Source organism: Sphingopyxis sp. (assembly GCF_051861155.1).
Classification (GTDB): domain Bacteria; phylum Pseudomonadota; class Alphaproteobacteria; order Sphingomonadales; family Sphingomonadaceae; genus Sphingopyxis.
Map to the genome: position 1 here is coordinate 465,574 of NZ_JBHYDE010000001.1, position 18,720 is coordinate 484,293.

At 64.8% G+C, this 18,720-nt stretch carries 23 protein-coding genes; 9 read left to right on the top strand and 14 right to left on the bottom strand.

All coding sequences use genetic code 11. From position 1 onward, the window contains the following. Nucleotides 1-31 precede the first annotated feature (31 nt). The 6 genes from ACTIFP_RS02245 to mnmG all read right to left on the bottom strand — a co-directional run bounded on the left by ACTIFP_RS02245 (nucleotide 32) and on the right by mnmG (nucleotide 6,533). Nucleotides 32-862: a fimbrial biogenesis chaperone gene (locus tag ACTIFP_RS02245; protein ID WP_439567092.1), complete on the bottom strand. Its 831-nt coding sequence runs from the start codon at nucleotides 860-862 to the stop codon at nucleotides 32-34. A gap of 198 nt (nucleotides 863-1,060) precedes the next feature. After that, nucleotides 1,061-1,558, bottom strand: coding sequence for a DUF4402 domain-containing protein (locus ACTIFP_RS02250; protein WP_439567093.1), 498 nt, complete (start codon nucleotides 1,556-1,558; stop codon nucleotides 1,061-1,063). Between the two features lie 346 nt (nucleotides 1,559-1,904). Continuing rightward, nucleotides 1,905-2,867, bottom strand: coding sequence for a ParB/RepB/Spo0J family partition protein (locus tag ACTIFP_RS02255; protein WP_439567094.1), 963 nt, complete (start codon nucleotides 2,865-2,867; stop codon nucleotides 1,905-1,907). Continuing rightward, nucleotides 2,868-3,650, bottom strand: coding sequence for a ParA family protein (locus ACTIFP_RS02260; protein ID WP_439567095.1), 783 nt, complete (start codon nucleotides 3,648-3,650; stop codon nucleotides 2,868-2,870). Then, nucleotides 3,647-4,309, bottom strand: coding sequence for a 16S rRNA (guanine(527)-N(7))-methyltransferase RsmG (rsmG, locus tag ACTIFP_RS02265; protein WP_439567096.1), 663 nt, complete (start codon nucleotides 4,307-4,309; stop codon nucleotides 3,647-3,649). Before rsmG ends, ACTIFP_RS02260 begins: the two co-directional genes overlap by 4 nt. A gap of 361 nt (nucleotides 4,310-4,670) precedes the next feature. Next, nucleotides 4,671-6,533: a tRNA uridine-5-carboxymethylaminomethyl(34) synthesis enzyme MnmG gene (gene mnmG, locus ACTIFP_RS02270; protein ID WP_439567097.1), complete on the bottom strand. Its 1,863-nt coding sequence runs from the start codon at nucleotides 6,531-6,533 to the stop codon at nucleotides 4,671-4,673. A gap of 162 nt (nucleotides 6,534-6,695) precedes the next feature. On the opposite strand from mnmG, the gene ACTIFP_RS02275 reads away from it, so the two are divergent. Beyond that, complete coding sequence (locus tag ACTIFP_RS02275) at nucleotides 6,696-7,028, top strand: hypothetical protein (RefSeq protein WP_439567098.1); 333 nt, start codon at nucleotides 6,696-6,698, stop codon at nucleotides 7,026-7,028. Next, a complete protein-coding gene (locus tag ACTIFP_RS02280) occupies nucleotides 7,003-7,461 on the top strand; it encodes a hypothetical protein (RefSeq protein WP_439567099.1) in 459 nt (152 codons plus the stop codon). Before ACTIFP_RS02275 ends, ACTIFP_RS02280 begins: the two co-directional genes overlap by 26 nt. Nucleotides 7,462-7,478: 17 nt before the next feature. Here the strand turns inward: ACTIFP_RS02280 and mnmE are convergent, their stop codons facing one another. Then, complete coding sequence (mnmE, locus tag ACTIFP_RS02285; protein WP_439567292.1) at nucleotides 7,479-8,783, bottom strand: tRNA uridine-5-carboxymethylaminomethyl(34) synthesis GTPase MnmE; 1,305 nt, start codon at nucleotides 8,781-8,783, stop codon at nucleotides 7,479-7,481. 23 nt (nucleotides 8,784-8,806) lie between these two features. Then, nucleotides 8,807-9,097 carry a DUF6489 family protein gene (locus tag ACTIFP_RS02290; RefSeq protein ID WP_439567100.1) on the bottom strand — a complete coding sequence of 97 codons (291 nt, stop codon included), beginning with the start codon at nucleotides 9,095-9,097 and terminating at the stop codon, nucleotides 8,807-8,809. A gap of 104 nt (nucleotides 9,098-9,201) precedes the next feature. Between ACTIFP_RS02290 and ACTIFP_RS02295 the strand changes: the two genes are divergently transcribed. Together ACTIFP_RS02295 and ACTIFP_RS02300 are read left to right on the top strand one after the other, a co-directional pair. Beyond that, nucleotides 9,202-9,900, top strand: a complete 699-nt coding sequence (locus ACTIFP_RS02295) for a dienelactone hydrolase family protein (protein WP_439567101.1) — start codon at nucleotides 9,202-9,204, stop codon at nucleotides 9,898-9,900. Beyond that, a complete protein-coding gene (locus tag ACTIFP_RS02300) occupies nucleotides 9,897-10,313 on the top strand; it encodes a nuclear transport factor 2 family protein (protein WP_439567102.1) in 417 nt (138 codons plus the stop codon). The genes ACTIFP_RS02295 and ACTIFP_RS02300 overlap by 4 nt, the downstream gene beginning before the upstream one ends. Here the strand turns inward: ACTIFP_RS02300 and ACTIFP_RS02305 are convergent. The 6 genes from ACTIFP_RS02305 to hemE all read right to left on the bottom strand — a co-directional run bounded on the left by ACTIFP_RS02305 (nucleotide 10,310) and on the right by hemE (nucleotide 14,792). Beyond that, nucleotides 10,310-10,711: a DUF1489 family protein gene (locus ACTIFP_RS02305; RefSeq protein WP_439567103.1), complete on the bottom strand. Its 402-nt coding sequence runs from the start codon at nucleotides 10,709-10,711 to the stop codon at nucleotides 10,310-10,312. The two genes, ACTIFP_RS02300 and ACTIFP_RS02305, sit on opposite strands and share 4 nt — an antisense overlap. Nucleotides 10,712-10,818: 107 nt before the next feature. Further along, on the bottom strand, nucleotides 10,819-11,544 hold the full coding sequence (locus ACTIFP_RS02310) for a TerC family protein (protein ID WP_439567104.1): 726 nt from the start codon (nucleotides 11,542-11,544) through the stop codon (nucleotides 10,819-10,821). Continuing rightward, the gene (locus ACTIFP_RS02315) at nucleotides 11,541-11,831 is read right to left on the bottom strand and encodes an antibiotic biosynthesis monooxygenase family protein (protein WP_439567105.1); all 291 of its coding nucleotides are present in this window, start codon (nucleotides 11,829-11,831) and stop codon (nucleotides 11,541-11,543) included. The genes ACTIFP_RS02310 and ACTIFP_RS02315 overlap by 4 nt, the downstream gene beginning before the upstream one ends. Nucleotides 11,832-11,846: 15 nt before the next feature. Then, nucleotides 11,847-13,103 (bottom strand): transcription termination factor Rho, encoded by a 1,257-nt coding sequence (gene rho, locus ACTIFP_RS02320; RefSeq protein WP_120217674.1) that lies wholly within the window; start codon nucleotides 13,101-13,103, stop codon nucleotides 11,847-11,849. A gap of 209 nt (nucleotides 13,104-13,312) precedes the next feature. Next, the gene (locus tag ACTIFP_RS02325) at nucleotides 13,313-13,762 is read right to left on the bottom strand and encodes a CopD family protein (protein ID WP_439567106.1); all 450 of its coding nucleotides are present in this window, start codon (nucleotides 13,760-13,762) and stop codon (nucleotides 13,313-13,315) included. Nucleotide 13,763: 1 nt separating this feature from the next. Further along, complete coding sequence (gene hemE, locus ACTIFP_RS02330) at nucleotides 13,764-14,792, bottom strand: uroporphyrinogen decarboxylase (RefSeq protein ID WP_439567107.1); 1,029 nt, start codon at nucleotides 14,790-14,792, stop codon at nucleotides 13,764-13,766. A gap of 349 nt (nucleotides 14,793-15,141) precedes the next feature. Here hemE and ACTIFP_RS02335 point away from each other — a divergent pair, with 349 nt between their 5' ends. From ACTIFP_RS02335 to dnaQ, 5 genes are read left to right on the top strand one after another with little or no spacing between them, the layout of a single operon-like run. After that, a complete protein-coding gene (locus ACTIFP_RS02335) occupies nucleotides 15,142-15,954 on the top strand; it encodes a pyruvate, water dikinase regulatory protein (protein WP_439567108.1) in 813 nt (270 codons plus the stop codon). Then, on the top strand, nucleotides 15,951-16,547 hold the full coding sequence (locus tag ACTIFP_RS02340) for a Maf family protein (protein WP_439567109.1): 597 nt from the start codon (nucleotides 15,951-15,953) through the stop codon (nucleotides 16,545-16,547). The genes ACTIFP_RS02335 and ACTIFP_RS02340 overlap by 4 nt, the downstream gene beginning before the upstream one ends. A 10-nt stretch (nucleotides 16,548-16,557) precedes the next feature. After that, nucleotides 16,558-17,370, top strand: a complete 813-nt coding sequence (locus ACTIFP_RS02345; RefSeq protein ID WP_439567110.1) for a shikimate dehydrogenase family protein — start codon at nucleotides 16,558-16,560, stop codon at nucleotides 17,368-17,370. Then, nucleotides 17,367-17,990, top strand: a complete 624-nt coding sequence (gene coaE, locus ACTIFP_RS02350; RefSeq protein ID WP_439567111.1) for a dephospho-CoA kinase — start codon at nucleotides 17,367-17,369, stop codon at nucleotides 17,988-17,990. Before ACTIFP_RS02345 ends, coaE begins: the two co-directional genes overlap by 4 nt. A 19-nt stretch (nucleotides 17,991-18,009) precedes the next feature. Further along, complete coding sequence (dnaQ, locus tag ACTIFP_RS02355) at nucleotides 18,010-18,711, top strand: DNA polymerase III subunit epsilon (RefSeq protein ID WP_439567112.1); 702 nt, start codon at nucleotides 18,010-18,012, stop codon at nucleotides 18,709-18,711. Nucleotides 18,712-18,720: the final 9 nt, after the last annotated feature.

The window sequence follows — 18,720 nt, forward strand, 5'->3', positions numbered from 1 at the left end:
GGCTTTACCTTGCTGTTGCGCCCCTATGCGCTCACTTCACCACCCGGTCTGCCTCGTCGATCGTGCCGCCGCCGATTTCGCGGTCCTCGCTATAGCGGATGTGCACCGGCCCTTTGAGCTTTGCCGCGAGTTCGGGCGGGACGCGCAGCGACACCTGGCGCGCCGCGACCTCGGGATAGACCGCGATACCGCGCGCGATCAGCAGCGGTTCGGGCGCGCCCGGCCGCGTCACCTCGATGTCGCCATAGACCGAGCGGTTGCCGCTGCGGGTCAGGTCGAAATTGAACGCCGGGCCGTCAGGCGTTTCGGCAACCCATGCCTCACCGATCGCCGCCTCGGCGCCCAGATCGCCAACGCGCACGATCACCGGAATGGTGATGCCGTAGATCGGGGTGAGCGCGATCGACACCCCGCCGCCCGCGGGCTTCGCCGCATCGGCGGGAACCGCAGCGGCGGCGTCGGGCACGGCACGAAACAGCATATGGGCGCGATATTCGCCTGGCGGGGTGCCTTCGGGAATGCGCACCCCGACGCGGATCACCTGCGGCTGGTTGGGCGGCAGGGTGACGCGGCGCGGGCTGAACGCGATCATGTCGAGCGCGGTGCGCTCGGCAGGGCTGACCTTGTCCTCGGCGATCTCGTCGAGCCCGCCCGCCGCGGTCATCCGCTTGATCTCTAGGCTGATGCGATAGGTCGCGGGCTCGGCGCCGATATTGTTCAGCACCACTTCGGTGCCGCGCGATCCGTCGAGTACCACCCGCGTCGGCGCGACGAGCAGGTCGCCCGCCGCCTGCACCGGCAGCGCCGCGCCGCCAAACGCCAACGCGAAAAACAGGCCGAAGCCCTTGAAAAATCTAGGCATGGATACGATCCCCACAATCGTTGGTCCGGAATGGCCCACACCATTCCGCTGGTCGCATCCTGCCTGCGCCAACATGGTTGATATTTCGCTAACCAAGCCGTGCCGATCGTGCGCGCCGCGCACAAAAAAGGGCCGCCAGACCCAGGTCCGGCGGCCCCTCTTTTGGCCGGCGAGCCGAGGCCCGCCGGTCCCCCCACCTTATTGGTAGTTGGCGGTGACGTTGAACGTCCCGGTATAATCGCCCGCGGTCTGGTTGGCGCCGACGCTCAGCGTGCCGCCGACCTGAAAGCTGCCGCCGGTCGCGCCCAGCGTGATGTTCGCCGCCGAATAGCTCAGCGTCGAGGCCATCGTGCCGCCCAGCGAACCGTTGAGCGTCACGTTGGCGTCACCACCGACCAGCACGACGGCGCCGTCGGTACCGGCGACGTTGAAATTGGCCGCGGTGGTCGTCCCCGTGCAGGTCAGGCCCGCGCCGCAGGTGCGGGCGCCAGCGGTGGTGACCGCGACGGTCGAAGCGGTGGCACCGCTGATGATCGTCGCATATTGCAGGTCGCTGGTGTTGGTAAGCGTGATCTGGCGCAGGATCTTGGCCGTGGCCGTCCCGGTTGCCGTCGCCGCATGGGCCGCCGAAGCGTTCATGGCGAGGGCAGCAATCGCGGCGCCGACGACGGCGCGCTTCATTCCAAATTTGCGCATAGTTTTGGTCCCTTGAATTCGAAAACTGACAATCGAAACGCGAATGGAAATCCCACCCCATTCGTCGACCCGTTTAGCGGGCGACAGGTTCAACCTTTGCCAGCAAGATTGGTTAACAGCGCAATAGCAATTGTCCCGCCTTACCGACGGTAAGCGAGGAAAATCAAGGATTTAGTCTGACGATAGCGGCGGCGTGGGGACCGTCCGCCCTTCTTTAACGGCCCGGACTGGCACAAATTAAGCAGCTCGGGCGCGGCGAATCGCGTCGGCCATAGCAAGCGGCGCCTGAACGATTCGCCTGCCTCTTTCGTGATCCCGGCCTGCACCGGAATGACGGGCCGATCGATCAGATCGCCTCGCCGCTCAATCGCTGGCAGATCATGTCGAGCTGGTCGAGCGACGCGAATTTCAGCGTCAGCGCCCCCTTGCCGCCGCCGGCATAGTGAATCGCAATCCCGATACCGAGCAGTTCGGACAAATGGCGCTCGACCGCGACGATGTCGGGATCGCGCCCGCCGACGCCGTCCATGCTCTTATATTCCATTGGCGCCTTGCGCCCGCCGCCCCTGTCCTCGCGCACCAGCGCCTCGACCGCGCGCACCGACAGGCCTTCCTTGACCACCCGCCGCGCGATCGCTTCGGCGTCGGCGGCGCCGACCAGCGCGCGCGCATGGCCCATCGCCAGCGATCCGTCGCCGACCAGCGCCTGCACGGCCTCGGGCAGGTCGAGTAGCCGCATCAGGTTCGCGACATGACTGCGCGATTTGCCGACCAGCTTGGCCAGCGCTTCCTGATTATGCCCAAAATCGTCGATCAGGCGGCGATAAGCGCCCGCCTCTTCGATCGCGTTGAGGTCTTGCCGCTGGATGTTTTCGACCAGCGCGATTTCATAGGTCGCGGCATCGTCGAGTTCGCGGACCAGCGCCGGAATCTGGTGGAGCCCGGCGCGTTGTGCCGCGCGCCAGCGCCGCTCACCGGCGACCAATTGATAGCCGTCGCCGTCCGGCGCACGGCGGACGATGATCGGCTGCAACAGCCCGCGCAGCCCGATCGAATCGGCGAGCTCGGCGATGGCATTCTCGTCGAAGTGGCGCCGCGGCTGCCCCGGCAGCGGACGTATCGCTCCCAGCGGCACATGCTGCACCGCATCGCCCGACACCGTCGGCGCGACCTTGGCCGCACTTCCCGCGCTGGCCAGCACCGGCGCCTCGGCGGCGACGTCGCCGAACAGCGCGTTCAGCCCGCGGCCCAGCCCCGACGGCCGCTTGCGCGCCGGCGATGCTCCACTTTCGTCTTTATCATCAGTCATTTATGCCGCCTTACGGACGTTGGGCAAGCGATCGATCAGCTCGCGCGCCAGCGCGATATACGCCGCCGACCCGGCGCAGCGATGATCATAGATCAGCGCCGGCAGTCCGTGGCTCGGCGCTTCGGAGAGACGGACGTTGCGCGGAATGACGGTTTCGAACACCACCGGCCCCAGCACTTCGCGCACATCGTCGGACACCTGGTCGGTCAACCGGTTGCGGCGGTCGAACATCGTCAGCGCGACGCCCAGGATCGACAATTTCTGATTGAAGCGTTCGCGCACCCGCTCGACCGTCGTGAGCAGTTGGCTCAGCCCCTCAAGCGCGAAAAATTCGCATTGCAGCGGCACGATCAGCGATTCGGCGGCGATCAACGCGTTGAGCGTCAGCATTCCCAGCGACGGCGGACAATCGATCAGGCAGATGTCCCACTGCCCCGCCTCGGCGCCCGACAGCGCCTGCTGCAAGCGATGCAGCCGGTCCTGAAACTCGATCAGCTCGATCTCGGCGCCCGACAGATCGACCGTCGCGGGGACGATGTCGAGCCGCGGCACCGCGGTCGGAATCGCACATTCGGCCAGGGTCGCGTCGCCGCGCAGCAATTCGTAGCTCGAATATTCGCGCTGCGCCTGCTTGATTCCCAGCCCGGTCGACGCATTGCCCTGCGGATCGAGGTCGATGATCAGCGTCCGCCAACCCGTCGCCGCGAGCGCGGTCGCCAGGTTGATCGCGGTCGTCGTCTTGCCGACCCCGCCCTTCTGGTTCGCCACGCAAATGCGGATCATGCTTTTCCTCGCTGTTTTGCCGGGATTTTTCCAGTGCCGACCAAAATCTGGCTGTCGGCGTCGGTACGGCTTTGTTCCACGTGAAACAGATTCTGCCACGGCTGCGGCAGCAACGCCAGTTCCTTAACCGCGTTTCGCCCCTTTGGCAGCAGCCAGCGCGTCGATTCGGTGGAAAAACGCGCGGATAAGTCGATCAACTTGTCGAGCGGCGCAAACGCCCGCGCGCTGATCGTCGCCGCAAGCCGCGTTTCCATCCGCTCAAGCGGCGCCTCGACCACCTCGACATGCGCCAGATCGAGCTCGCCGACCACCGCGCGCAGGAAATCGCACCGCCGTTTGCGCGATTCGACCAGCATCATCGGCCGCTCACTGAGCAGCGCGACGACCAGCCCCGGCAGCCCCGGCCCGCTCCCCAGATCGAGCCACAGCCCATCGCGGCCACCATCGAGCGTCAGCAACTGGGCGCTGTCGGCGATATGCCGCACCCACAATATGGGGATCGTCGACGCCGCGATCAGGTTTTGCTGCGCGCTCTCGGCCACCAGCATCGCCGCAAATCGCTCCAGCCGCGCCCATTGATCGGCCGACGGCGCAAAGGCCGCCCCGATCCAATCGCGTGCGGCATCTTCACTACCCAATATCGCGTCAACGCTGTCCATCAACTCACAACCCCAATTCCGTCATTCCCGCGAAAGCGGGAATCCCGCTACCCTTCTTCGCGCCTTTGCGCCTTTGCGTGAGATTTCTATTGGTTCACGCAAAGGCGCAAAGGCGCAAAGAAATGGCCCGATTGCCGATCAAGAAAAATTTCTCACACAGAGACACGAAGATGTCGCGTCAAACCTCATTACGGAGCGCTTCGCACGCATAATCAGCACCACCTCAGCTTCCGTTCGTGTCGAGCGAAGTCGAGACACTCATCGGGTTGTGCCTCGTGCGACATCTTGAACGTTCTTCGGACGCCGAAGCCACCCTCTTTGTGTCTTTGTGTGCGATTCCAATATCCTGCCGCTTACGACCTCACGCGGCGCGCCGCCGACTATGCACCATGATCGCGGTCAACGCCGCCGGGGTCACCCCGTCGATCCGCGCCGCCTGCCCCAAGGTCTCCGGCCGCGCCTTCCCAAGCCGCTCGACCATCTCACGCGACAGCCCGCCAATCGCGGTATAGTCGAGCGCGGGGTCGAGGCTGATTGCCTCATTCGCCGCCAGCGACCGCAGTTCGGCGTCCTGCCGCGCGATATAGGGCGCATAATGCGCATCCTCGACCAGCTCGGCGACGATGGTGCGATCGATCGCGGCGAGTTCGGGTGCCAGCATGGCCAGCGTTGCAACCGTTACGCCGGGAAACCGCAGCAGCTCGATCCGCATCCGCGCGATCCCATCGCCCGGGATGCTCATTCCGATTACCCCATAATCGGCGCTCGTCACCGGTACCGCGAGCAAGGCCTCGGCTTTGGCGCGCTCCGCCTGCCGCGCTGCAAACAGCGCCGCCGTCGCGGGGCGGACCAGCCCCAGTTCGATTCCGATCGGGGTCAGCCGTGTCGCGGCATTGTCGGCGCGCAGCCGCAGCCGATATTCGGCGCGCGCGGTGAGCATGCGATAGGGCTCGGTTACTCCCTGCAACACCAGATCGTCGACCATCACCCCAATGTAGCTTTGCGACCGGTCGAGGATCAGCGGCGCACGCCCCTGCCCCGCCAGCGCGGCATTCGCGCCCGCGATCAGCCCCTGCGCCGCCGCTTCTTCATATCCGGTCGTGCCGTTGATCTGCCCCGCACAATAGAGGCCGGGCATCGCGCGGACCTGCAATGTCCGGTCGAGCGCGCGCGGATCGATATGGTCATATTCGACCGCATAGCCCGGTACGACCATCTCGACCGCTTCCAGCCCGTCCATCGTGCGCAGCATCGCCAGCTGGACATCGGCGGGCAGCGAGGTCGAAATGCCGTTCGGATAGACAAGATGCGAGTCGAGCCCCTCGGGCTCCAGAAACACCTGATGCCCGTCGCGATCGGCGAAACGGTGGATCTTGTCCTCGATCGAGGGGCAGTAGCGCGGCCCCGCCGCCCCGATCGCACCGGTGAACAGCGGCGATCGATGCAGATTCGCGGCGATGATCGCGTGCGATTCGGCGTTTGTGCGCGTGATTGCGCAGAAAATCTGCGGCACTGTCCGCGCATTGTTCCACGTGGAACAGGTCCATGTCGCCCCGTCCGACGGCTGTTCTTCGAGCCGCGCCCAGTCGATCGTCCGCGCGTCGAGCCGCGGCGGCGTCCCGGTCTTCAGCCGCGCCATCGGCAGATCGGCGGCGCGCAGCTGCTCGGCGAGCCGATGCGCGCCATCCTCGCCGATGCGCCCGCCGACCATTCGCTCCTCACCGCGGAACATCCGACCACCCAGGAAGGTGCCGGTCGCGAGCACCACCGCGCCCGCGGTCAGCGTCGTCCCATCGCCCAGAACCAGCCCCCCCACGACGGCGTCGTCATCGGCCAAGAGTAACGCCGCGGCTTCGCCGCCAATCACCGTGATGCCATCCTCGGCGGCGAGCAGCTGCTGGATCGCATCGCGGTAGCGCGTCCGGTCAGCCTGGACCCGCGGACCCTGCACCGCCGCGCCCTTCGACGCGTTGAGCATCCGGTAATGGATCGCCGCACTATCCGCCGCGCGCGCCATCCACCCGTCGAGCGCGTCGACCTCGCGCATCAAATGCCCCTTGCCGAGCCCGCCGATCGCCGGATTGCACGACATCGTCCCGATCAGCGCCGGATCAAAACTGACCAGCGCTACCCGGGCGCCAAGCCGCGCCGCGGCGGCTGCGGCCTCGGTCCCGGCGTGCCCCCCGCCAACGACGATGACATCATATATTGTGCTGCTGTGCATGATTGCTGCGGCGCATAGCTGAAAGTCAAAGCCGAATCCACTACTCCGCCACGGACTCAATGTTTCACGTGAAACAGCTCTGGAGAGAAATTTAATTACGAATTTCTGCCCGTGTTGATTCCTAAAGGAATCCGACGGACTCATTTGGTTTCGTTTGTCAAGATGGAAGGTGACAGCGTCGAGAATTTCGTGCAGAATCTCATGAACGTTGGGGGGAAAAAGGGAAACCGAGCCATGGATCAATCGCGAGAAAACGAAATTGATCGAAACTACATCGCTTTCAAAACGATGCTGCCAAAGCTACTTGAGGAGCATCTGGGGAAGTATGCGCTCATGAAAGCGAGGGCTGTCGTGGCATTCTATGAAAGCGCTGGTGATGCTGAACGGGCGGGGGCCAAGGCATTTTTGGATGGGTTATACTCCGTTCAGTTGGTTTCAAGTGAGCCGGTGGATTTAGGCTTCTATTCCTATGTACTCGCTCAAGGGACGGCTTGAAGATCGCCGAGCGCTGGTTCGAGTTGGCATCCGTCCATTTCTTCCGGCCAATGAAACAAGCGGTCTCCCTGAACCGGCTGGTTTTCATTTTTCGGAATACTCGGCGCTCATCGACACTGGAGCACTACGAACTTGCGTCTCGGAGCGAGTCATTCAGGATCTCCGCCTCACTAAAACAGGACGCGTTGAAATATCAAACGTGAAGCGAACAGAAAATCACTGGACTTACCTCTTCTACGTCGGAATCTGGCCCGATGCCGACGAAGGAATCTCGACAGTGATAGGTCTTGGTGGCGAAATTGAGGGAATAGACCTCGGCTTCAATAAGTATTTTGATGTTCTGCTGGGTATGGACGTTATTAGCAAAGGCTTCCTTCACATTGAGAATGATGGAACCTTTGAGCTGGGTTTTCCAAGACGAGCTTCATACTAAAATCGCCAGAATTCTTGTCATTTCCCGATGCAGAATCGCCCGAACAGCGTGTCGAGCATATCCTCCACCCCCGCGCCCCCGGTGATCCGATCGAGCGCCCCGCTCGCAAGCCGCAGCCGTTCGGCGAGCAGGATCAGGTCGATCGCTTCGCGCGTCCCCGCGACGATCCGCAGCCAGTCGCGCGCCTCGCCCAGCGCCGCGCGCTGCCGCTGGCGCAGCGCCGCCTCGCCCTCGCGCGGCAGCAAGGTGCGCGCCATCTCGACGATCATCCGGTGCAGCCGGTCCATCCCCTCGCCCGTCGCCGCCGACAGGCTAAGGTCGCACCGCGCCGCATGGGCCTCCGCCGCCGCATCGCCCTTCCAGCGGTCGGCCTGCGCCGCGATCAGGATCGCCCGCGGGTGGTTCGGGACATCCTGCGGCGGTCCCAGCCACAACAATATGTCTGCCGCCTCGACCGCCGCCTTCGCGCGGTCGATCCCGATCATCTCGATGTCGTCGGCACTTTCCGCGCGCAATCCTGCCGTGTCCGAAAAGCGCATCGCGATCCCGTCGAGCGCCAACGGCGTCTCGATCACATCGCGCGTCGTCCCCGCGACCGGCGACACGATCGCCAGCTCACGCTGTGTCAAAGCATTGATTAAAGTGGATTTTCCAGCGTTCGGCGGCCCTGCTATGACCACCGACAACCCCTCCGAAATCACCTCCGCCGCCGGCCGCGCTAACCACTGCCCCAGCTCGTCCGCCAAAGCTGCCATCCCCAAAATCAACCTCTGCGCGACACCTTCGCCAACTTCGACATCGTCCTCATCGGCAAAGTTCAGCTCCGCCTCCGCCCCCGCCATCAACGTCAACAGCTGATCCTGCCACCCCGCCACCGCGCGCGACACATGCCCGCTTGCCATGCCCAGCGCCTGCACCCGCTGGCTCTCGGTCTCAGCCGCGAGCAGGTCGGCCAACCCCTCGGCCTCGGCCAAGTCTATCCGCCCGTTGAGGAATGCGCGCCGCGTGAACTCCCCTGCTTCGGCGCGCCGCAGCCCGGGCAGCGCGCCAAGCGCCGCCTCGACCGCCGCCACGACAGCGCGGCCGCCATGCAAATGCAGCTCGGCCAGATCCTCACCCGTCGCCGTCGCTGGTCCGGGGAACCAGAGCATCAGGGCACGATCGAGCGGTGCGCCGGTAACGGTCCTGAGATCGGCGAGTGTCACCCGCCGCGCCGCGGGCAAGCGCCCGGCCAGCGCCTGCAACGCCGCCCCCGCCGCTACCCCGCTGATCCGCACGACCGCAATCGCCGCCGGCGGCATCCCGCTCGACAGCGCAAAAATCGTGTCGCTTACCTCGGCTTGGTTCAGCTCTTGCGCCCCTTGGCGGTCTTGTCGTCATCGCCGGTCGCTTTCGCGGCGCTGCCCATCAGCCCGCCGCCGAACTGGCCGAGCAGCGACTGGACCAGCCCCAGCCCGCCCTCGCCCATCGGCACCCAGGTCTTGACCATCGCCTGCACCATGTCGGGGGTGATCCCCTTCGCCATCAATTCCTTGACGCGGTCGAGGTAGATGTCGTGCAGCGGCTCGAGATCGGGCAGGCCGAACAATTGCCGCGCCTCCTGGGGGGTGCAATCGATCTCGATATTGAACTTCATCGCCTGTCTCCGCCCCGAAATGCCGGTAAGCCGCTTGAGCCATGCCCGCAGCCCCGCTAGCTTCGCGCTTTCAAAGCGATTTAGCAAGAGTCAGGAGCCGCCCCATGCCCGCGACGAACATCTCCATCCCCGCGCTCGACGGGACAGGCGCGATCCCCGCCTATGTCGCGCGTCCCGACGCCGACGGCTCGCGCGCGATCATCGTCATTCCCGAAATCTTTGGGGTGAACGCCGGGATCCGCGAAAAATGCGACGACTGGGCGGCAGAGGGTTATCTGGCGATCGCCCCCGACCTGTTCTGGCGCTTTGCCCCCGGGGTCGAGCTCGATCCCGATGTCGAGGCCGAACTGCAGGAAGCCTTCGGCTATTTCGGCCAATATGACGCCGGCGACGGAGTTCAGGATATCGAGGCGGCGATCCGCTGGCTCCACGCGCAGGGCGCCACGAAAGTGGGCTGCGTCGGCTTCTGCCTTGGCGGCCGGCTCGCCTATATGGCCGCGGCGCGCACCGACGTGAACGCATCGGTCGGCTATTATGGGGTGATGATCGATCAGATGCTGAATGAAAGCCACGCGATCGCGCACCCGCTGATGCTGCATATTCCCACGATGGATCATCTCGTCGGCCCCGAGGCGCAGGCAAAAATGCACGAGGGGCTGGATCCACATCCAAAGGTCACGCTCCACGACTATCCGGGGCTCGACCACGGCTTTGCTGCGACCGGCGGCAATCGCCGCGACAATGCGGGTGCCGAACTCGCCGATGGCCGCACCAAGGCCTTTTTCGCCGAGCATCTGGCATGAGCGCGGCCAATCTCGCCCAGACAGGCGTCGCCGCCTGGCACGCTTATATGGAGGGCGGCGGCGACCCGCAGATGCTGCGCGATATGCTTGCCGAGGACGCGGTGTTCCACTCTCCCGTCGTCCACTCGCCGCAGGCGGGGCGCGACAAGGTGTTCGCCTATCTCCACGCCGCGAGCCACGTCCTCGGCGGCGACGATTTCCGTTACGAGCGTGAGATTATCGACGGCGACCAGGCGATGCTCGAGTTCGCGACCACGCTCGACGGCATCCACATCAACGGCGTCGACATCATCCGCTGGAACGAGGATGGAAAAATCATCGATTTCAAGGTGATGGTCCGCCCGCTCAAGGCGATCAACAAGGTGTGGGGAAAAATGGCCGAAATGCTCGCCACGCATAGGGTGACGCCCTAGATCAGCATCAGCGCGGCGAGTTCGCGATAGAGGTGCGGCGGCAGGTCAGCGACGCCGTCATGGTCGGCCATGCCTTTCGGCGCATCGTCATCGGCCAGATAGCGCCACCCCTGATGCGCGCGCTTTGACAGCGGCGGCAGGATTTCGACCTCGGCGGCGCAGACGATGTCGACCCGGCCATCCTTGCGATCGTCGAAGCGCAAGATTTGTTGCCGCGCGACGATCCGGTGCTTGATGATCCAGTGCAGATAACCGCCGACCAGCTCGTCCATCCGCTTTGGCCGCATCCGCGTCGGCACGCGCAATTCGCCGTCGCGAACGCGCGTTGCTACCCGGCGCGCAAAGGTCTCGACATGCGCGCAGCCGACCGCGACCTTGGTGAGATGGAGTGGGGGCATAGCGGCTAAATGGGGCGGGCGGCGGCAAAAACCAACCCGTCACCGCCCATAACACCATCGCGCCGCTGGCCCGCAGCCAGCCGCACGATGGTAAATTCCGGGCCGCCTTAGCCGAGCAGCGTCCCCAGCCCGACCGAAGGATCGACCCAGCCGTCATAGATCATCTTGACCGCGACATAGACGATGACCGCAAGGCCGAAATAGGCAATCCAGCGGTAACGCTCGATATATTTGGCGATGATGTTCGCCGCGAGGCCCATCAGCGCGACCGCGACGATCAGGCCCACAATCATGATCCCCGGATGATCGCGCGCCGCGCCGGCGACCGCGAGCACATTGTCGAGGCTCATGCTGACGTCGGCGATCGCGACTGCCCAGGCAGCACCGGCAAAGCTTTTCGCGGGCTTCAGACCCGAATGTTCGTCGCCGGCGACTTCGGGCGATCCGGCCGAATGCGCACCTTCGCGCAGTTCGCGCCACATTTTCCACGCGACCCAGGCGAGCAGCAGCCCGCCGATGAAGATCAGCCCGACGATCTGGAGCAGCTGGGTAACCACCAAAGCAAAGGCGATGCGCAGCACCAGCGCGGCGAGCACGCCGATCAGGATCACCTTGCGGCGCTGTTCGGGCGGCAGGCCCGCGGCGAGCGCGCCGACGACGATCGCATTGTCGCCGGCGAGGACGAGGTCGATCAGCAGAACCTGCAAAAAGGCCGCCATTGCCGCGGGTTCGGTGATGTTCGAAAAATCGCTGACGATATGCCCCCAGATTTCCGACGGGCCACCCAGCCCCTGCGCGGCCGTCGTGGCGGCGGTCAACAAAAGGTCAATCACACAGGCTCTCCGAAATAATGCACGACCGGCATCGGGTCATAAAAAGGGTGCAACAGCGCCCGCCACTGTTCATATCGTTCGGAGCGGCGGAAACCATCGCGATGGTCCTCCATGCGGTCCCAATGCACGATCAGCAAGTAGGTTTCCACCGCTTCGCACCCGCGCCGCACGTCCATGCCCAAAAATCCGGGCGAGGCGGCGATCAGCGGGCGGGCGGTGGCGAGCGCGCGCTCGAAAGCGGCGCCCTGCCCGGGCCGAACCTGCAACAGGGCCTGTTCGACGATCATCCCGCCCGAGCGGTGCTATTGGTTCATCGAGTCGAAGAAATCCTCGTTGGTCTTCGAGTCCTTGATCTTGTCGAGCAGGAATTCCATCGCATCGATCGTGCCCATCTGCATGAGGATGCGGCGCAGCACCCACATCTTGCTGAGCTTGTCCTTCTCGACGAGCAATTCTTCCTTGCGCGTGCCCGACTTGCCGACGTCGAGCGACGGGAAGATGCGCTTGTCGGCGACCTTGCGGTCGAGGACGATTTCGGAGTTACCGGTGCCCTTGAATTCTTCGAAGATGACTTCGTCCATGCGGCTGCCGGTATCGATCAGCGCAGTGGCGATGATCGACAACGACCCGCCTTCTTCGATGTTGCGTGCGGCGCCGAAAAAGCGCTTCGGCCGCTGCAGCGCATTGGCATCGACACCCCCGGTCAGCACCTTGCCCGAGCTTGGGACCACGGTGTTGTAGGCGCGGCCCAGGCGCGTGATCGAATCGAGCAGGATGACAACATCCTTCTTGTGCTCGACCAGGCGCTTGGCCTTTTCGATCACCATTTCGGCGACCTGGACGTGGCGCGTCGCAGGTTCGTCGAAGGTCGAGGAGACGACTTCGCCCTTCACGCTGCGCTGCATGTCGGTGACTTCTTCGGGGCGTTCGTCGACCAGCAGGACGATCAGATAGACCTCGGGATGATTGTCGGTGATCGCCTTGGCGATATTCTGCAGCAACACCGTCTTACCCGTGCGCGGCGGCGCGACGATCAGCGCACGCTGGCCCTTGCCCTGCGGGCTGACCAGGTCGATGACGCGCGCCGACTTGTCCTTGACGGTCGGGTCGACGGTGTCGAGCGACAGCTTCTGGTTCGGATAGAGCGGGGTGAGGTTGTCGAAATTGACCCGGTGGCGAACCACGTCGGGATCGTCGAAATTGACGCTGATCAGCTTGGTCAGCGCAAAATAACGCTCGCCGTCGCGCGGCGCGCGGATTTCGCCTTCGACGGTATCGCCGGTGCGCAGGCCATATTTGCGGACCTGGTTCGGCGAGACATAAATGTCGTCAGGACCGGCGAGATAATTGGCGTCCGACGAGCGCAGGAAGCCGAACGAGTCGGGTAGCACTTCGATCGTGCCCGACCCGATGATTTCCTCGCCCTCTTCGGCGAGTTCTTTCAGGATCGAGAACATCAGATCCTGCTTGCGCAGCGTCGAGGCACCCTCGACCCCCAGCTCTTCAGCCATTTCGACAAGCTGCGCGGGGGCTTTGGTTTTGAGTTCTTTAAGATGCATGGATGGATTCCAGGGTAAGATATATGGAGAAAGTACCGTCGGTTTTCAGTGCACCGCTGGGGTGCCTATCCGGCCGTGGGACGACCGTTTGCGATAGCTCCGGCACTTGGGAAGCGCCGGCCCGGCTGGCGGGATTGAAATGGCCCCTATCCCTCGCGCCATGCCAAGTCAATCGGGCTGCGCCCGAAGCTGGCACCAGTGGCGCGCGATCAGGGACGAACGACCGCCAGGATGACGACGATCGCCGCGGCAACACCCGGCACTTCGTTGAGCAGCCGCAGTTGCTTTTCGGTGAGCGGGCGCAGCCCTTTTTCCAGCTTCTTGAAATAGCCGATCATCCAGCCGTGATAGCCCGACAGCGCAAGAACGAGGATGAATTTGGCGATGAACCAGGTCTCGCCCCAATAATTGCCGTTGAAGGCGAGCAACAGGCCGAGCGCCCAGACGATCGTCAGCGCCGGGTTCAGGATGATGCGGCGCAAGCGATCTTCGCGCTCGATCCACTTTTTATCTTCGTCCGACCCGACGGGGCATTGGTGGTGATAGACGAAGAAGCGCGGCATCATGAACAGGCCGGCCATCAGGAAGATGACAAAAATGATGTGCGCCGCTTTGACCCAAAGCATCGTCACCCCGAGAAATCCTGCCCAGTCTGCCATATTACCCGCCGCGAACGCGTCTGATCAGATGTTCGACATGGGCTACGGCCGTATCGGGGACGATGCCATGACCCAGATTGAAGATATGGGGACGCGCCGGGAAAGCCGCAAGGATACGGTCGATCGCGGCGTCGAGCGCCGCGCCGCCCGCGACGAGCGCGAGCGGATCGAGATTGCCCTGCACCGGCAGATGCGGCGGCAGGACGCCGTTGGCCCAGGCCGGATCGACCGTTTCGTCAAGCCCGATCGCATCGACACGGGTTTCGTCGGCATAGGCGCGCAGCTTGCCGCCCGCTCCCTTGGGAAAGCCGATCACCGGGGTGTCGGGGTGCATCGCCTTCAGCTGGCGGACGATTTCGGCGTTCGGCGCGATCACCCAGCGTTCGAACTGCGCTGGGCTGAGGCTGCCCGCCCAGCTGTCGAACAATTGCACCGCCTCGACGCCATGTTCGATCTGGCCCGATAGGTAAGTTACCGTAACATCGACGATCGCATCGATGATCGCCTGGAACGCCGAGGGATCGCCGAACGCCATGCGCCGCGCCGCGGCCTGGTCCTTCGACCCCTGCCCCGCCACCATATAGGTTGCGACGGTCCATGGGCTGCCCGCAAAGCCCAGGAAGGTCGTTTCGGCAGGTAGCGAAGCTGCGACGCGTGCGACGGTCGCATAGATTGGATCGAGCCGCTGCGGTGCCGCTTCGAGCGATGCCAGCGCGCTGTCGACCAGCGGCGGGGCGAGCCGCGGCCCCTCACCCGCCTCGAACCACAGATGCTGGCCGAGCGCGTGCGGGATGACGAGAATGTCGGAGAACAGGATCGACCCGTCGAACCCGAACCGCCGGATCGGCTGCAAGGTCACCTCGGCCGCGGCCTCGGGATCATAGCATAGCTCGAGGAAACCGCCCTTGGTTTCACGCAGCGCGCGATACTCGGGCAGATAACGTCCGGCCTGGCGCATCAGCCACAAGGGCGGGCGCGTTTGCCGCGTTCCGCGCAGCACGGCCAGCAAGCTCTTCGGTGACGCCTTCACACGGCCCCTCTTTCTCTTTCCAATATAATATTAAATATGATTGTGGTGGTTTGTTGGTCGGCGGACAGCGCGGCTTTAGGCGGGGGCGTCGTTTTTGCCAACAGCTTGACTCGCGCGGCATCGCCGCTCGCAACAGAGTCGCGCCCCGCTTTGCCCCATATTCACAGCCTGTGGACAAGATTTGTCCCTTGTGGACAAGTGGTGGAGCGGAATCGACACGGTCGGGGATGAATCCTCGCTCCCGATTCCGTCCCCGCGCTTCTCCAATACTTATCCACAGTCGCTTTTTCGACAGCGCCGACCGGTTCCGGGATTGCCTTTTTCCGCGGCTTCCCGCCATGGTGCCGCGATGGGCCGGCTCCACCTTCATCTCATATCCGACTCCACGGGCGAGACACTCGAAAATATCGCCAAGGCGGCGATCGCGCAGTTCGACGATGTCGAGGTGGTGCGCCATTTCTGGCCGATGGTGCGATCGGAATCGCATCTCGACCGGATCATGGCCGAAGTGCAGGCGAGCCCCGGCATGATCCTGTTCACGCTGGTCAATGGTGACCTGCGCGTCAGCCTCGAACGCCGCGCCGGGGCGCTCAACCTGCCGCTCGTCCCCGCGCTCGACGCGGTGACCGATGCGCTTTCGCGAATGCTGGGCCAGGAAGCGAAGGCGCGCCCCGGGCGCCAGCACCAGCTCGATGCCGCCTATTTCGCGCGGGTCGAGGCGATCCAATTCACCGTCGCACACGACGACGGCATCGGCTGGGAAAATTGGGAACAGGCCGACATCGTCCTGGCCGGGGTGTCGCGCACGTCGAAGACCCCGACGAGCATCTATCTCGCCAACCGCGGTTTCAAGACCGCGAACATCCCGATCGTGCCCGAATCGCCGCCGCCTGACGCCTTGTACCGGCTGAAACGCCCGATGGTGGTCGGGCTGACCACCGGACTCGACCGGCTGGTGCAGGTGCGGCGCAACCGGCTGCTGTCGCTCAACCAGGCGCCCGAAACCTCCTATGTCGATGACGAGCGGGTGAAGGCCGAACTCGCCTATGCGCGGCGCATGTTCGCCGACAATGGCTGGCCGGTGATCGACGTGACGCGGCGTTCGATCGAGGAAACCGCGGCGGCGGTGATCAAGCTCGTCGAGGATCGCGGCGCCGCATGACCTTGCTGCTCGCCTCGCAAAGCAGCGGCCGCGCCGCGATGCTGCGTGCCGCAGGGCTGACGTTCGAGACCAGCGCGGCGCATGTCGATGAAGAGGCGCTGACCGCGTCGCTGCTTGCCGTCGGCCAGACGCCGCGCAACATCGCCGACGCGCTCGCCGAGGCGAAAGCGATCAAAATCTCGTCGCGCCTGCCCGGGGTTACGGTGATCGGCGCCGACTCGACGCTCGCGCTCGACGATGGGTCGATGCTTTCGAAACCCGAGACACCTGAAGAGGCAGCCGATCATCTGCGCCGCATGGCGGGGACGCGCCACCGGCTGCTCAGCGCTGCGGTCGCGGCGCGCGACGGCGCCCCGGTGTGGCGCGCGATCGGCGAAGCAAAGCTGTGGATGCGCCCCTTGTCCGACGCCTTCATCGCCGCCTATGTGGCGCGCGAATGGGATAGCATCCGCTGGACCGTTGGTTGTTACGAGATCGAGGGCGCCGGGGTGCAATTGTTCGACCGGGTCGAGGGTGACCCCTGGACGATCATCGGCATGCCGATGCTGCCCTTGCTGGCGTGGCTGCGGGCGGCGGGATTGGCCCAGCAATGAAAGACATCGCATGAGCGTTCCCTTTGCCGAAGTCATTGGCGACCCGATCGCACAGAGCAAATCCCCGCTGATCCACGGCTTCTGGCTGCGCGAGCTCGGCCTCGAAGGCGATTATCGCCGCGCGCATGTGACGCCGGACGATCTCGCCGCCTATGTCGCCGAGCGCCACGCCGATCCCGCCTGGCGCGGCTGTAATGTCACCCTGCCCCACAAGCTGGCGGTGATGGATCTGGTCGAGGATCCGGGCAATATCCGCGGCACGATCGGCGCGATGAACACGGTTGTGCGCCAGCCCGACGGGGCGTTGATCGGCACCAACACCGATGCGGCGGGATTCTACGCCCCGCTCGCCGAGCTCGACCTTGGGGGCGCGCCGGTCGCGGTGGTCGGCGCCGGGGGCGCGGCGCGCGCGGTGCTGTTCGCGCTGGCGCGCGCTGGCGTCGGCCATGTGACGATCCTCAACCGCAGTCCGCTGAAGGCGATGGGGCTGCTCGCGACCTTTGGCCTGAAAGGCGAGGTCGTCGGACTCGATGCGGCGCTGCCGCCCGCCGCGCTGCTCGTCAATTCGAGCAGCCTCGGCATGACCGGTCAGCCGCCGCTCGACCTTGACCTGTCGTCGCTGGCTGACGATGCGATCGTCTATGATCTGGTCTATGCGCCGCTCCAGACCGGGCTGCTGCGGGCCGCCGCGGCGCGCGGGCTCGATACCGTCGACGGGCTCGACATGCTGATCGGCCAGGCCGCGCTCGCCTTTGAACTGTTCTTCGGCGCCGCGCCGCCCGAGGGCCGCGACGACGAACTGCGCGCGCTGCTCACCACATGACGCATCGGCCGCGCCCCGGCTCGCGGCTGCGACGGCCGTTCATCCTCGGGCTCACCGGTTCGATCGGCATGGGGAAATCGACCGCTGCCCTGATGTTCGAACGCGAAGGCGTGCCGGTGTTCGACGCCGATGCCGAGGTGCACCGGCTGCAAGGCCCGGGCGGCGCGCTGGTCGCGGCGATCGAGGCGCGCTTTCCCGGCACCACCGGGCCCGGCGGTGTCGACCGACCGAAACTCGGCGCGCTGGTGCTCGGCAACCGCCACGAACTCGCCGCGCTCGAAGCGATCGTCCATCCTGCGGTGTTCCAGGCGCAGAAGCGATTCCTTGCCCGGCACCGCGCCCGTGACGTGGTCGTGCTCGACATCCCGCTGCTCTTTGAAAAGGGCGGCTGGCGCCGCGTCGGCGCAATCGCGGTGGTGTCGGCGCCGACGTGGATGCAGACCAAGCGGGTGATGCGCCGCCCGGGAATGACCTATGGCCGGCTCAAAGCGATCCGCCGCCTCCAGGTTGCCGACCGCGTCAAACGCGCGCGCGCCGATTTCATCATCGAAACGGGTGGACCGAAAAGCGAGACGCATCGCCAGATTCGCGCCATCGCCTCTTGTTTCCGAGCCCGATAGGGTCCAGATTGATCGCTCAATGCGCGAGATTATCTTCGATACGGAAACCACGGGGTTCGATCCCAAGACCGGGGACAGGCTGGTCGAAATCGGGTGCATCGAACTGGTCGACCGTCGCGAGACCGGCCTCAGCTTTCACGCCTATTTCAACCCCGAACGCGACATGCCCGCCGCCGCCGAAGCGGTGCACGGGCTGTCGATCCAGTTTCTGTCAGACAAGCCGCTGTTCGCGGCGCGTGTCGACGAGCTGATGGAGTTTCTGGGCGATGCGCCGCTGATCGCGCACAACGCCGCCTTCGACTTCGGCTTCGTCAACGCCGAACTGGCGCGCGCGGGGCGCCCGGCGCTCGACATGGCGCGCATGTGCTGCACGGTACAGATGGCGCGCAAGCTCCATCCCGGCGCCAAGCACAGCCTCGACGCGCTGTGCACCCGCTACGGCATCGACCGTAGTCACCGCGTCAAGCACGGCGCGCTGCTCGACGCCGAACTACTCGCGCACCTCTATATCGAAATGACCGGCGGGCGGCAGATCGGGCTGGGACTCGCGTCGTCGGCCGCGGGCGCTGCCGCTTCGGCCGCCCCTGCCCCAGCCGCGCCGCGCGGCGGTGACCGGCCGTTTCGCGAACCCAGACCCCATATGGCATCGGCGGCCGATCTGGCGCGCCATGCCGAATTTGTCGCAGGGCTGAACCAGCCGCTGTGGCTCGATACGGTGTGATGACCCTCC

Coding starts and splice junctions, on each gene's coding strand:
- ACTIFP_RS02295 (WP_439567101.1), top strand. CDS start 9,202: ATGCCCGCGACGAACATCTCCATCCCCGCGCTCGACGGGACAGGCGCG.
- mnmG (WP_439567097.1), bottom strand. CDS start 6,533: ATGCACAGCAGCACAATATATGATGTCATCGTCGTTGGCGGGGGGCAC.
- ACTIFP_RS02335 (WP_439567108.1), top strand. CDS start 15,142: ATGGGCCGGCTCCACCTTCATCTCATATCCGACTCCACGGGCGAGACA.
- ACTIFP_RS02260 (WP_439567095.1), bottom strand. CDS start 3,650: ATGATCCGCATTTGCGTGGCGAACCAGAAGGGCGGGGTCGGCAAGACG.
- ACTIFP_RS02245 (WP_439567092.1), bottom strand. CDS start 862: ATGCCTAGATTTTTCAAGGGCTTCGGCCTGTTTTTCGCGTTGGCGTTT.
- coaE (WP_439567111.1), top strand. CDS start 17,367: ATGACGCATCGGCCGCGCCCCGGCTCGCGGCTGCGACGGCCGTTCATC.
- ACTIFP_RS02250 (WP_439567093.1), bottom strand. CDS start 1,558: ATGCGCAAATTTGGAATGAAGCGCGCCGTCGTCGGCGCCGCGATTGCT.
- dnaQ (WP_439567112.1), top strand. CDS start 18,010: ATGCGCGAGATTATCTTCGATACGGAAACCACGGGGTTCGATCCCAAG.
- rsmG (WP_439567096.1), bottom strand. CDS start 4,309: ATGGACAGCGTTGACGCGATATTGGGTAGTGAAGATGCCGCACGCGAT.
- ACTIFP_RS02345 (WP_439567110.1), top strand. CDS start 16,558: ATGAGCGTTCCCTTTGCCGAAGTCATTGGCGACCCGATCGCACAGAGC.
- ACTIFP_RS02340 (WP_439567109.1), top strand. CDS start 15,951: ATGACCTTGCTGCTCGCCTCGCAAAGCAGCGGCCGCGCCGCGATGCTG.
- ACTIFP_RS02275 (WP_439567098.1), top strand. CDS start 6,696: ATGGAAGGTGACAGCGTCGAGAATTTCGTGCAGAATCTCATGAACGTT.
- ACTIFP_RS02300 (WP_439567102.1), top strand. CDS start 9,897: ATGAGCGCGGCCAATCTCGCCCAGACAGGCGTCGCCGCCTGGCACGCT.
- ACTIFP_RS02280 (WP_439567099.1), top strand. CDS start 7,003: ATGTACTCGCTCAAGGGACGGCTTGAAGATCGCCGAGCGCTGGTTCGA.
- ACTIFP_RS02325 (WP_439567106.1), bottom strand. CDS start 13,762: ATGGCAGACTGGGCAGGATTTCTCGGGGTGACGATGCTTTGGGTCAAA.
- ACTIFP_RS02255 (WP_439567094.1), bottom strand. CDS start 2,867: ATGACTGATGATAAAGACGAAAGTGGAGCATCGCCGGCGCGCAAGCGG.
- ACTIFP_RS02305 (WP_439567103.1), bottom strand. CDS start 10,711: ATGCCCCCACTCCATCTCACCAAGGTCGCGGTCGGCTGCGCGCATGTC.
- rho (WP_120217674.1), bottom strand. CDS start 13,103: ATGCATCTTAAAGAACTCAAAACCAAAGCCCCCGCGCAGCTTGTCGAA.
- ACTIFP_RS02315 (WP_439567105.1), bottom strand. CDS start 11,831: ATGATCGTCGAACAGGCCCTGTTGCAGGTTCGGCCCGGGCAGGGCGCC.
- ACTIFP_RS02290 (WP_439567100.1), bottom strand. CDS start 9,097: ATGAAGTTCAATATCGAGATCGATTGCACCCCCCAGGAGGCGCGGCAA.